Annotated in this window: 12 protein-coding genes; 5 read left to right on the top strand and 7 right to left on the bottom strand. The window is 64.2% G+C overall.

From position 1 onward, the window contains the following. Positions 1-11: 11 nt before the first annotated feature. Positions 12-635 carry a hypothetical protein gene (locus ACVIYL_RS12190; RefSeq protein ID WP_456778652.1) on the top strand — a complete coding sequence of 208 codons (624 nt, stop codon included), beginning with the start codon at positions 12-14 and terminating at the stop codon, positions 633-635. 73 nt (positions 636-708) lie between these two features. After that, on the top strand, positions 709-2,325 hold the full coding sequence (locus ACVIYL_RS12195) for a phosphoenolpyruvate carboxykinase (RefSeq protein ID WP_310882368.1): 1,617 nt from the start codon (positions 709-711) through the stop codon (positions 2,323-2,325). 198 nt (positions 2,326-2,523) lie between these two features. On the opposite strand, the gene ACVIYL_RS12200 is transcribed toward ACVIYL_RS12195, so the two are convergent. The 4 genes from ACVIYL_RS12200 to ACVIYL_RS12215 form a co-directional block, all read right to left on the bottom strand. Beyond that, the gene (locus ACVIYL_RS12200; RefSeq protein ID WP_076824982.1) at positions 2,524-3,360 is read right to left on the bottom strand and encodes an IS5 family transposase; all 837 of its coding nucleotides are present in this window, start codon (positions 3,358-3,360) and stop codon (positions 2,524-2,526) included. Positions 3,361-3,472: 112 nt separating this feature from the next. Continuing rightward, positions 3,473-4,450 (bottom strand): arginase, encoded by a 978-nt coding sequence (gene rocF / locus ACVIYL_RS12205; protein ID WP_456778653.1) that lies wholly within the window; start codon positions 4,448-4,450, stop codon positions 3,473-3,475. Between the two features lie 102 nt (positions 4,451-4,552). After that, a complete protein-coding gene (locus ACVIYL_RS12210; protein ID WP_456778654.1) occupies positions 4,553-5,374 on the bottom strand; it encodes an acyl-CoA thioesterase in 822 nt (273 codons plus the stop codon). Positions 5,375-5,508: 134 nt separating this feature from the next. Further along, the gene (locus ACVIYL_RS12215; RefSeq protein ID WP_456778655.1) at positions 5,509-8,052 is read right to left on the bottom strand and encodes a glycogen/starch/alpha-glucan phosphorylase; all 2,544 of its coding nucleotides are present in this window, start codon (positions 8,050-8,052) and stop codon (positions 5,509-5,511) included. A 270-nt stretch (positions 8,053-8,322) separates the two neighbouring features. Here ACVIYL_RS12215 and ACVIYL_RS12220 point away from each other — a divergent pair, with 270 nt between their 5' ends. Next, entirely contained in the window at positions 8,323-8,556 is a 234-nt protein-coding gene (locus ACVIYL_RS12220; protein ID WP_456778656.1) for a hypothetical protein, read from the top strand. A 276-nt stretch (positions 8,557-8,832) separates the two neighbouring features. Here ACVIYL_RS12220 and ACVIYL_RS12225 read toward each other — a convergent pair whose 3' ends face one another. Continuing rightward, entirely contained in the window at positions 8,833-9,123 is a 291-nt protein-coding gene (locus tag ACVIYL_RS12225) for a GIY-YIG nuclease family protein (protein ID WP_028340469.1), read from the bottom strand. Between the two features lie 186 nt (positions 9,124-9,309). On the opposite strand from ACVIYL_RS12225, the gene ACVIYL_RS12230 reads away from it, so the two are divergent. Next, positions 9,310-9,741, top strand: a complete 432-nt coding sequence (locus ACVIYL_RS12230) for a hypothetical protein (protein WP_456778657.1) — start codon at positions 9,310-9,312, stop codon at positions 9,739-9,741. A 107-nt stretch (positions 9,742-9,848) separates the two neighbouring features. Here ACVIYL_RS12230 and ACVIYL_RS12235 read toward each other — a convergent pair whose 3' ends face one another. Both ACVIYL_RS12235 and pyrE read right to left on the bottom strand, forming a co-directional pair. Then, a complete protein-coding gene (locus tag ACVIYL_RS12235) occupies positions 9,849-10,646 on the bottom strand; it encodes a DUF2865 domain-containing protein (RefSeq protein WP_456778658.1) in 798 nt (265 codons plus the stop codon). A gap of 336 nt (positions 10,647-10,982) precedes the next feature. After that, entirely contained in the window at positions 10,983-11,546 is a 564-nt protein-coding gene (pyrE, locus tag ACVIYL_RS12240) for an orotate phosphoribosyltransferase (protein WP_057019495.1), read from the bottom strand. A 214-nt stretch (positions 11,547-11,760) separates the two neighbouring features. On the opposite strand from pyrE, the gene ACVIYL_RS12245 reads away from it, so the two are divergent. Further along, positions 11,761-12,387 carry a glutathione S-transferase family protein gene (locus ACVIYL_RS12245; protein ID WP_456778659.1) on the top strand — a complete coding sequence of 209 codons (627 nt, stop codon included), beginning with the start codon at positions 11,761-11,763 and terminating at the stop codon, positions 12,385-12,387. Positions 12,388-12,502: the final 115 nt, after the last annotated feature.

Consider the following 12,502-nt stretch of genomic DNA (forward strand, 5'->3'; position numbering starts at 1 on the left):
GCTCGATCCGCGTGCAAGAATATCTGGCGCTGCTGCATCGGAAAATCATCCGGATCGCGATGTCGACCGATGACGCGCTGATTGCGTTATCATCGATCGCCAGGGGCAGCGATCGCCTCGCCGCCGTTGCGGAACGTTCACCGCAGTTGAGCGTTGAACCAATCGGGCTTCGACGAAGGCGTGTTGAGCGCAAGCGAAACTGCTCATCAGCAGCTTCTCACTTGCAGCTCAATGCCGATCAGGTGGTGCCGCGTGCAACACGATGGTGGTCATGCTCGGCTCTGCAGCGCCGCATCAACGCGCGGCGGCTCATCTCAACGACACACCCTCAGCGCGAAATGCATACCCGGCATTCTCCGCGCCGTTCGCCTCGATCGGCGAACGCGCCGCCCGCCGGCTGGCACTTTTTGTGCATCGCAAAGCTCCGTGCGCGGCGGGAAAGGCGACGAAACGTCGCCCGACTGCCGGCAGAACAACGAGAAAACGAAAGCAAGACGAAAGGGTTTCGCGCTGCGGTATTTGCGCCAGATGATGGGCCTGCCTTGGAATCAGCCAAAAGCCGTTCGATTGGCTTGGCAAGCTTGGCGATCCCCACTATTAGGTCGCCGGACCGAAGCCGAGAGGCTATATTCTGATCACGGTCACCGCGGCGGGGCGCGATTGCGACATTCGCGCGAACAAGGATACGCGGGTTCGAGGAGGTTCTTCGTGCAAGAGACGGGCGTACATAACGGTGCCTTCGGCGCCGACAAATTCGGCTTAAAAAATCTCAAGGGCGTGCATTGGAATTATGGCGCACCTCAGCTTTACGAGCATTCGCTGCGTAGCGGCGAAGCGGTGCTGTCGGCCGATGGCGCGCTTTGCGCGGACACCGGTGTGTTCACCGGGCGCAGTCCGAAGGACAAGTTCACGGTCCGCGACGATCTCACCGACAAGAACATGTGGTGGGCCGGCAACCAGTCGATCACCTCGGAGCAGTTCGCCACGCTCCATGCCGACTTCCTCAAGCATGCCGAAGGCATGACGCTGTTCGCGCAAGATCTCTATGGCGGCGCCGATCCGAAGCATCGCATCAAGACCCGCGTCTTCACCGAGCTTGCCTGGCACTCGCTGTTCATCCGCACGCTGCTCATTCGTCCCGAGGCGTCGGAGCTCGCGAGCTTCGTGCCCGAACTGACGATCATCGACCTGCCGAGCTTCCGCGCCGATCCGAAGCGTCACGGCTGCAAGTCGGAGAACGTCGTCGCGATCGATTTCGCCCGCAAGATCGTCCTGATCGGCGGCTCGCAATATGCCGGCGAGATGAAGAAGAGCGTGTTCACCACGCTGAACTATTACCTGCCCGAGAAGGGCGTGATGCCGATGCACTGCTCGGCCAATGTCGGCGCCGACGGCGACACCGCGATCTTCTTCGGCCTGTCCGGCACCGGCAAGACCACGCTCTCGGCCGATCCCAAGCGCACGCTGATCGGCGATGACGAGCATGGCTGGAGCGAGGACGGCGTCTTCAATTTCGAAGGCGGCTGCTACGCCAAGTGCATCAAGCTGTCCGGCGAAGCCGAGCCGGAAATCTACGCCGCCAGCAAGCGCTTCGGCGCGGTGCTGGAAAACGTCGTGCTCGGCGCCAATGATCGCGTGCCCGATTTCGACGACGGCTCGAAGACCGAGAACACCCGCTCGGCCTATCCGCTCGATTTCATCCCGAACGCTTCGCGCACCGGCTGCGCGCCGCATCCGAAGAACGTTGTGATGCTCGCCGCCGACGCCTTCGGCGTGATGCCGCCGATCGCCAAGCTGACGCCCGCGCAGGCGATGTATCACTTCCTGTCCGGCTACACCGCGAAGGTCGCCGGCACCGAGCGCGGCCTCGGCAACGAGCCGCAGCCGGAATTCTCCACCTGCTTCGGTTCGCCGTTCCTGCCGCGCGATCCGTCGGTCTACGGCAACATGCTGCGCGAGCTGATCGCCAAGCACAATGTCGATTGCTGGCTGGTTAACACCGGCTGGACCGGCGGCAAGTACGGCACCGGCCGCCGCATGCCGATCAAGGTGACCCGCGCGCTGCTCACCGCGGCGCTGAACGGCTCGCTCCGCAACGCCGACTTCCGCACCGACAAGTATTTCGGCTTCGCGGTGCCGACCTCGCTGCCGGGCGTCGAGCCGCACATCCTCGATCCGATCAAGACCTGGGCCGACAAGGTCGAGTTCGACAAGACCGCGCGTGCGCTGGTCGGCATGTTCCAGAAGAACTTCGCCAAGTTCGAAGCGCAGGTCGACGCCGAAGTCCGCGCCGCCGCACCGGAAGTGAAGCTGGCGGCGGAGTAAGCCGCGCAAGCGATACGCGATTTGAAAAGGCGGCCCGCGTGGCCGCCTTTTTGTTTTGATGCCTGGCGAGCGCGCGCGCCTGCTAATTCCGTCACCCTGAGGAGCGCGCAGCGCGCACGTCTCGAAGGGTCGACGGCCCGCCTGCGGCCGTCCATCCTTCGAGACGCGCTTCGCGCTCCTCAGAGTCTGACTCATAAATCACCCAACCTTAGCTGCAGCCGCGAGTCTGCGGGTCAGGAGCCTGATGTGTGCAATCAGCAGCCAGGCAGCTTCGGTTGCCACCGTCGCCTCGAAGTCCTTGGCGAGGCGGCGGCATCTGCCGAACCAAGCGAATGTGCGTTCAACCACCCACCGCCTCGGCAGAAGCTGGAAGCCTTTGACGCCTTGAGGCCGCTCGACGATCTCGACAGTCCATGGACCGCAGTCTGAGAGCGCGTCGAGGAGTTGATTTCCGCGGTAGATCCGGTCGGCAAAGACGTGGCGCAGCCGGGGGAAGTTCATCCGCACGTTCTTCAGCAGCGGTACGGCGCCATGGCAGTCCTGAACGTTGGCCGGATGAACATGAACCCCGAGGAGGAGGCCATTGGTATCCGTCACGATATGCCGCTTGCGGCCGTAGATGCGCTTGCCTGCATCGTAGCCGCGCGGTCCGCCAGCTTGCGTGGTCGGCGCACTTTGACTGTCGATCACGGCTGCCGTCGGCTTCGGTGTCCGTCCAAGCTTTTTTCGCGCCCGTCGGACAAGCACGCTGACAATCCTCTGCCACCGGCCTGTATCCCGCCATCTATAAAAATAGCCCTGCACCGTCGAATAGGGCGGGAACTCCTGCGGCAACGCCCGCCACTGGCAGCCGGTCGAAACGATATAGAGGATCGCTTCGATCACACGACGCAGCTCCGTCTTACGCGGCCGGCCGCGCCGGTTCGCTCGCGGCAACAGGCGTCTGATCACCGCCCACTCCGCATCGGTCATATCGCTTGCATAACGCAGATCGTCCCGCCGATATTGCTCCCGAGTGATCTTGGTCCAGGGCATCGTGCTCTCCCTCGAATCTTTGCAAATCCGATGGAATCACACCCCACTGAGATCACTCACCCATTTTTCAGTCAGGCTCTCAGGATGACGGGTTAGAGTAGAGCACGCTCCACTACTCCCCCATCTCCGGCAGCACCGCGTTGCTCGGCGTCTGCCGGTCGGTGATCTGCAGGCCGAACAGGCTGCCGATCAATTCGACCGCGACACGCGCGGTGCGGCCGCGCTGGTCGAGGAAGGGATTGAGCTCAACGATGTCGAGCGAGCGCACCAGCCCGGAATCGTGCAGCAGCTCCATGATGAGATGGGCTTCCCGATAGGTCGCGCCGCCGGGCACCGTGGTGCCGACGCCGGGCGCCACCGTCGGATCGAGGAAGTCGACATCGAACGAGACATGCAGCACGCCGTTCTTCGCCCTGACGCGTTCGATGACGCGGCGCGTGAGCACGGCGACGCCGAACTCGTCGATCTGGCGCATGTCCGCGATCGACACATTACGCTGCCGCAGCAGCTTGCGCTCCAGCGGATCGACCGAGCGCGTGCCGATCAGGTCGAGCTGATCAGGCGGGATCGAGGCGCGCGGCAGTCCGCCGAGCAGATCGTCGAGACCGGGCTCGCCGCACAGGAACGCGGCCGACATGCCGTGCATGTTGCCGGTGATGGTGGTGGCCGGCGTGTTGTAGTCAGCATGCGCGTCGACCCACAACGCAAACAGCGGCCGGCCCTTTTCCTGCCAGTAGCGCGCGACGCCGTTGATCGACCCCATCGACAATGAATGATCGCCGCCCATGAAGATCGGGATCGCGCCGGAATGCGCCAGCCAATAGGCGCGTTCGGAGAGCGCGCGGGTCCAGGTCTTCACTTCATCGTAGAACCTGGTGTTGGCCGGCACCGGGCCGTCGGCGACGACGGCGGGGATCGCAAGGTTGCCGTGATCATCGACCTGGAAGTCGAGCTGCTCGAGCAGGCGTGCGATGCCCGCGGTGCGCAGCGCATCCGGTCCCATCAGCGGGCCGGCCTGCGATGCACCGATCTCGATGGGAACGCCAAGCAGGGCGATGCGCGAGGGCTTTGACGTGTCGGCTTCGGACATGCAGCAGTGCTCCCAAAGGTGTGGAACAGAAGCGACGTGCCAATGTTCCCTCAACCCTTGAAATAGGCAATGCGGTCGTAACAGACCAATGTGGATATTTGGCTACGCCTTGAAATAAGCGATCTGCGTCGTGGTCGCGAGCAGCCGGCCGGACGGCGACCACAATTCGCCGTGCTGGTCGCCGTAGCTCTTGTGGAAGCTCTTGGCGTCGGCGGTGGCGAGCACGCGGGTGGTATCCTCCGCATCCAGGTCGGCCGCGTCGGCGTGGAAATAGGTCGTCAGCGACACGGTGCCGAACGGCACCAGTTCGTGCCTTGCGTGGAAGACGCGGCCGAAGAACGCGTCCGACATCGACATCAGCGACAGCGCATCGAGCTTGCGCGGCACACGGTCGGCGATCCAGAGCTTTGAATACGGGCTCGACGGCTGTTTCGCGCCGCCGCCGCCGGCGAACTTCGGCTCGCCCTCGGCGAAACGGAAATCGTACTGGTTGGCCCAGGTCATCTTGAGTTTCGGAAAGGACCGCAGCTCGTCGAACGGCACGGCGCCCGGAAACCCGGCCGGCTGGTGCGACCAGGACGGGCGGCGCTCGGCGAACACGGCGGTCGCCAGTGTCGCGACCTCGCCGCCGCCCTGCGTCATGTCGACCGACCAGTGCTGGCTCGAGCGGTTGGCCTTGACCAGGCGGACATCGAGATCGAACGCGCCCTCGGCGACCGGCGCGCAGTAGTTGACCGTCAGCGCCAGCGGATCGCCCGCGCGCTGCGGATGCTGCATCAGCGCGCGCAGGATGGTCGCGGCCGTGCAGCCGCCGAACGGGCCGACGAACGCCCAGTAATCGGGACTGGTCCGTCCCTGCCAGCGGCTGTCGCCGGCGGTCACGGCGGTGGCTTCATCGAAAAGGTGCGGGGTCTTGGTGAGCATGCAGGTCTTTCAATATCGACTGGCGCTTCCGTATCGCCATACGCAATGACGAGCAATGACGTTCGTCATGCAATATCGCGAGCATTGCGCTGATTTCAATGACGTCGGGCGTAATCGATTTCCGCGTCCCGGGATTATCCCTTCGCCTCGCGCTGGTTGCCGAGCTGCGGCGAGGCACCCGGATGCATCGGCACGTGCCAGATGTCCTCGGCATATTCGCGGATGGTGCGGTCGGAGGAGAACCAGGCCATGCGCGCCACATTGAGGATCGAGGCGCGGGTCCAGGCCGGCGCTACCATCCAGCGGGCGTCGATGCCGCGCTGCGCGTCGTAATAGGAATCGAAATCGGCCGAGACCATGTAGTGATCGAGGTAGCGCAACGCGTGCCCGATCGAGGCGAAGCGTGCGGGATCGCCGGGCGAGAACTCGCCGCTCTCGATGGCGCGGATCGCGCGCTCCAGCCGTGGCGATTTGCGGATCGCGTCGCTGGCATCCAATCCCTGCTTGCGGCGGACCATGACGTCGCCGGCCTCGAGGCCGAAGATCGCGATGTTCTCCTCGCCGACATTGTCGCGGATCTCGATATTGGCGCCGTCGAGCGTGCCGATCGTCAGTGCGCCGTTCAGCGCGAGCTTCATGTTGCCGGTGCCGGACGCCTCCATGCCGGCGGTCGAGATCTGCTCGGAGAGATCGGCGGCCGGAATGATCACCTCGGCGAGGCTGACATTGTAGTCGGCGAGAAAGGCGACCTTCAGCCTGCCGCCGAGCGAAGCGTCGTTGTTGACGATTTCGGCGACGTCGTTGATCAGCTTGATGATCAGCTTGGCGTAGCGGTAGCTCGCCGCCGCCTTGCCGGCGAAGATTTTCACGCGCGGCACCCAGTCGCGCCGCGGATCGTCCTTCATCGCGTGATACAGCGCGATCGTCTCCAGGATGTTGAGCAGCTGCCGCTTGTATTCGTGGATGCGCTTGATCTGCACGTCGAACAGCGCCGAGGGATCGACCTGGATGCCGTTGCGCTCGCGGATCAACCGCGCCAGCGCCAGCTTGTTGTGATGCTTGACGTCGCGGAAGCGCTTCTGGAATTCCAGGTCGCTCGAATGGGTCTCGAGGCGCTCGAGCAGCGAGAAGTCGTCGAGCACGGCCTCGCCGCAGGTTTCGCGCAGCAGCGCGGTCAGCCGCGGGTTGGCCAGCATCAGCCAGCGGCGGAAGGTGATGCCGTTGGTCTTGTTGGTGATGCGTGACGGATAGAGATGATGCAGGTCGTGGAACACGGTCTCCTTCATCAGGTCGGAATGCATCGCGGAGACGCCGTTGATGCGGTGCGAGCCGACGAAGGCGAGCTGGCCCATCCGCACGCGGCGGCCGCTGCGCTCGTCGATCAGCGAGACCGAGGCGCGATATTCGATGTCGCCGGGGAAGCGTTCCTCGGCGAGCGCGAGATGGGCCACATTGATGCGGTAGATGATCTCGAGATGCCGCGGCAGCAGCCGCTCGAACAATTCGACCGGCCAGGTCTCGAGCGCCTCCGGCAGCAGCGTGTGGTTGGTGTAGGACAGGGTCGCGACCGTGATCTTCCAGGCCTCGTCCCAGCGGAAATTGTGCAGGTCGACCAGGATGCGCATCAACTCGGTGACCGCAAGGCTCGGATGGGTATCGTTGAGCTGCACGGCCGCCTTCTGCGCAAGGTTGCGCAGGCCGCCGTCGGAGGCGAGATGCCGCTTGACGAGATCCTGCAACGAGGCCGAGACGAAGAAATATTCCTGGCGCAGCCGGAGCTCGCGGCCTGCCGCGCTCTCGTCGTTCGGATAGAGGAATTTGCAGATTGCTTCCGCGCGCGCCTGCTCGGCGCTGGCCGAGACGTAGTCGCCGGTGTTGAAGACGTCGAGCTCGAGCGGATCGGGTGCATGCGCCGACCACAGGCGAAGCGCGTTGACGTGCTGGCCGCGCCAGCCGACGATCGGCGTGTCATAGGCCATGGCCTCGACGGTTTCCGCCGGATGCCAGGTGGCGCGGTCGCGGCCGCGCTCGTCGATGTGCTCGACGTGGCCGCCGAAGTGAACGTTGTAGACCACCTCCGGCCGCTGGAATTCCCAGGGGTTGCCGAAGGCGAGCCATTCATCGGGATATTCCTGCTGCCAGCCATGGTTCATGATCTGGCGGAACAGGCCGAAATCGTAGCGGATGCCGTAGCCGGTCGCGGGGATCGCCAGCGTCGCCATGCTCTCCATGAAGCAGGCCGCAAGCCGCCCGAGGCCGCCATTGCCGAGCGCCGCATCCGGCTCGCATTTGCGCAGGTCCGAGAGATCGACGCCGAGGTCGCCGAGCGCCGCCTCGAACAGCGGCAGTAGTCCCATATTGTTGAGCGCGTCGGTGAACAGGCGCCCGATCAGGAACTCGAGCGAGAGATAATAGACGCGCTTGGCGCCGGCGTCGTAGCTCTGCTTCTCGGCCGTCAGCCAGTGGTGCACGATGCGGTCGCGCAGCGTCAGCGCCGCGGCCTTGTACCAGTCGCGTCTGGTCGCAACGGTGGCGTCCTTGCCGATCGCAAGCCGGAGCTTGGCCAGGATCGCGCTCTTGATCTCGGTCAGCGCCAGCTCGTCGATCGGCTGGTTCAATGCCGGGTAGTTTGTCTGTTCCTGCAACGCGCCCAATCCCTGCCGTTCAAACCGGAACATGATGCGATGACCGGCATCATGACCCCATCTCATTGGTGGAGCATGGTTCCCCCGGAAATCCCGGTTCCGCGGCCTTCCGATCACGCTCCAGCGCAATGATACCCGCCTTGCATGGCAATCGAAACCGTCAGGGACGATGCCATACACAGCGCTGCCGTGATTTTATGCAAGCACCGGGCCGCTTCGGGAACCTTCCGGACCAGCCGTCATGGGTGCTACGATGGCGCTGCAGAAGCCGGGATTTCGCGACAATTGACCGGAGGATGCGTGATGAGACTCTTGATCGAAATCGCGGCCGCGGCGTTGCTCGTGGTGTGCATCACGGCGACCAGCGCAGCCGATGCCGCGGGCAGACCGGCCCGCAGCGCCGACGGCCTGAGTTGCGGCTTCAGCGCGGCGCAGAACGCATCGCCCGCCGCGCGCTGCGCCGCCATCAAGCGGCAATGCGGCGGCAAGTTCTACGCGAATGCCTGCGGCGACAAGCTGCTCTCGGCAGCGAATTGAGCGGCCGCTCAACGCGCTTTCACGCGCGATCCGAAACACCGTGGTGATACGGATTTCCAAGCCTTAACGGAGCCTTTACAAACACAGCTGTCGCTCGTGGGGCGGGCACGTTTTTCAGCTCCGACGCATTTCATTCCGAAGCCATTTTCAACGGGCCGCTGACCTGGTCAGCGGCCCGAATTGCTTTTGGGGGCGCTGTGTCAGCTTTTTCATGAGGCGAGGGCAGTCACCGCAATTCGTCGCCCCGGCGAAGGCCGGGGCCCATAACCACAGCCGTCAGAGAAGATGGGACAGGTCGCCCCACTCCGGATTGTCTTTCTCGATCAGGCGAATCTTCCAGTCGCGGCGCCATTCCTTCAGCGCTTTTTCCCGTGCGATCGCTTCCTGCGGTGTGGCGTAGACCTCCACGTAAACCAGTCGCGTGACGCCGTATTTCTTGACGAACTGTGAGCCGTGTCCAGAGCGGTGAAGCGTAAGCCGATTGCAAAGATCGTTGCTGACGCCGACGTAGAGTGTCCCATGGCGGCGGCTCGCGAGAATGTAGACGTAATAGACTGCGGCATTCATTTCGGGGCACCGATCACGTGAGATGTCCGATAGCGGTGGTTATGGGCCCCGGCCTTCGCCGGGGCGACGTCTACTGATAGCATCAGAACGAATTAAGAACACTTTAGCAAGTCTTTGATATATCATTGTGATTCGGTGCCTGCGCCGACACAATATCTATGGTCTTTCAGTCTCTGCGAGGACTACATGTCCACCATCGCCTTCGATCAATTCGCCCTGACCCGGATTGCCGATTTCGCGCGGTCGCTGTCGCGGCTGCACCGGGCCTCGCGCCGCCAGCCGATCGACGACGACCAGCTCGATCGCGAGTTCAACGCGGTCTGCATGTCGATCTGGGGCTACACCACGGATGATTTCAGCGACGAGCTGTTCTCGGACGAGGATCACGCCTGGCTCGACACGCTCGATGAAGCGCATGCGCGGATCTTCGCCGGCGAGCAGGGTTATGATCTCGTCGACGACCACGGCATGCTGACGGACTGGTGGGGCTATTGCTGGATGATCCTCGCCGAGAAGCGCGGCATCCTCAATCCGGAGAACCGCGCGGCCGCGCGGGCCGCGATCGAGGAGAAATACATGGCCGCGCCGAACGTGATCGGCGTGATCGTGGCGCGCTGATAGTTGTCGCGATGTCATTCCGGGGCGATGCGACGCATCGAACCCGGAATCTCGAGATTCCGGGTCTGGTGCTTACGCACCATCCCGCAATGACGGGCTTACGCCCGTCAGTTCGCTTCGGCCCGCTTGGCGGGCTTTGCGGCGTTGCCTTTCGGCGCAACAGACGACGGCGGCGACGGCGCGACATCGCTTCTGGTTTCCGGCAGCGGCGCGTCGCCGGCGATCTCGGCGCTGACGGGGGCGACCTTCATTTCGCCGAGCCGCGCGCGGACCGCCGAAGTCAGTCCGGGATAGGAGGCAACCGGCGTGAAGTCGAACGACTGCTCGTTGCCGACACGGATGCCGGTATAGGCGACGAGGCCGTCGGTGGTCGCGATCACGTCGCCGGCGCGCAGCGAGGCATCGAGCGCGAGGTCGACCGGCGCGAGCCCTGCCGGGTCGCGGCCGTTGCAGGTGCAGTCGGCGCGCAACGCCTTGCGATAGGCGAAGGCGTTCTCGCTGTCGGCGTAGCGTTCGCCGGCGGTCGATGCGGCGCTGTCGATATGGCTGCCGTAATAGACCTTGGTCGCGCTGGCCGGACAGAAGGCCTGGCAAAGCTGCGCCGGCGTGGCGTTGCCGCGCATCGTCAGCGGAAAATATTTGCCGTCGCAGCTGCGCACGCAATACGCCGGTCCGGAGCCGGCCACGCGCGGCGCCGAGATGGGGGCGGACGGCTGCCGTTCAGCCTGCTGGTTGAGGCCGAACGGGTCGGCGAAGAAATTGGCTTGCGGCGGCGCCTGCCGGCTCTGCTGCTTCTGGGAACCGCCGAAGAAGAAGTCGAACAGCCCTTCGGCCGACACAGGCGCGGGCACCACCAGGATGGAACCCGCAAAGGCCGCGGCGGCAAGCATCACGCGGCGCCGCATGCGCCGATCACTCAACTCTGTACGCAACGCCAACTCCACCCGACGCGCCACGCCGCGGCGACAAGCTGCCCCGGCGGCTTCACCTTAAGGCGTGATGGTAAACGAGCGATTGATTGAGCGTGACTGCGTCACAGGAAAGCGAATCTCGCTTACCTCGCCCCGCTTGCGGGGAGAGGCATAGGCCGCCTTCGGCGGCCGTCCTCAAGAACGCCGAAGCAAGGCTTCGGCTATGTCGCATCGTAAGATGCGATCCGGGTGAGGGGGTACAGGTCTCTCGACAATTGCAAGCGCGGAGAGAGGCCCCGGTAAGAACGGGGCGAGGGAGAAGAGAGACCGTCAGTCCTTGAGGAACTCGCCCGCCTTGTACAGCGCGCGGAATTGGAGCCCGGCTTCGGCGAACGTCTCGGTGGCGCCTTCCTCGCGGTCGACCATGGTGAAGACCAGGGCGATCTCGCCGCCGGCCTCGCGCACGGCTTCCACCGCCTTCAGCGCCGAGCCGCCCGTCGTGGTGACGTCCTCGACGATGACGATGCGCTTGCCCGCAAGGCTCTCGCCCTTCGCCAGCCCTTCGACGGACAGCTTCGCGCCGTGCTCCTTCGGCTTCTTGCGCACGAAGAACGCCGCGATCGGGTGGCCCTTCAGCCAGGACAGTTGCGCGATGGCGCCGGCGAGCGGCACCGCGCCCATCTCGAGCCCGCCGACGAAATCAAGCTTGTCGTCCTTCAGCGCTTCATAGGTGAGCTCGGCGAGCAGCGCCGCGCCCTCGGGATCGAGCATCGTCGGCTTCAGGTTGAAATAGAAGTCGCTCTTGCGGCCCGACGCCAGCGTGATCTCGCCGCGGCCGAACGAGCGCTTGCGGATGATCTCGGCGAGGCGGGCGCGGGAGGCTGATTTGGACAAAGACTTTTTCCCTTGAGGGTTTGAGGCGGGCGGCAATCTATCCACGCTTACCGGCACATTCCAGCGTGGAAATCGGGCCGTCAACAGTGCCCAAGCCGCGATTTCCGCGGGCGTGCTTTCCGGAAAGCGCGGTTGTGCGGCCGTTCCGTTCCCCGTAAGCAGGCGCCAAACACTCGGCCAAACACTTGCCCAAACACTTGCACGGGAAGCGGAAATGACCATCGAGCTGCACACCTGGAACACTCCCAACGGCCGCAAGATCTCCGTGGCGCTGGAGGAAATGGGGCTGCCCTACCAGGTGATCCCGGTGAACATCAGCAAGGGCGAGCAGATGGCGCCCGCCTTCCTCGCGATCAGCCCGAACAACAAGATCCCGGCGATCGTCGATCCGGATGGGCCGGGCGGCAAGCCGGTCAGCATTTTCGAGTCCGGCGCGATCCTGCTCTATCTCGGCGAGAAGACCGGCAAGTTCCTGCCGAAGCCGCTCTCCGAGCGGATCCCGGTCTATGAGTGGCTGATGTGGCAGATGGGCGGCTTCGGCCCGATGCCGGGCCAGGTACACCATTTCATCGCGCTGGAGAACGAGCAGGACCGCGCCTACGGCCTGAAGCGCTACATGGCCGAGACGCGGCGGCTCTACGGCGTGCTCGACCGCCGGCTTCAGGGGCGCGAATTCGTCGCCGGCGATCTCTCGGTCGCCGATTTCGCCATCCTCGGCTGGGCCTGGCGCCATCCGCGCCACAAGGTCGAGCTATCAGACTTCCCCAACGTCAAGCGCTGGTACGAGACGCTGATGGCTCGCCCGGCGACGAAGCGGGGAATGGAGGCGAAGCTGGATTGATCTTCTCCCTCGCCCCGCCCTTGCGGGGAGAGGGGTGGGGTGAGGGGCTATCTCCCCGATAACGGTGGGAATTGAATTTGCGGATGCGCCCCTCACCCGGCGCTACGCGCCGACC

This window comes from Bradyrhizobium sp. USDA 3315 (assembly GCF_054056795.1).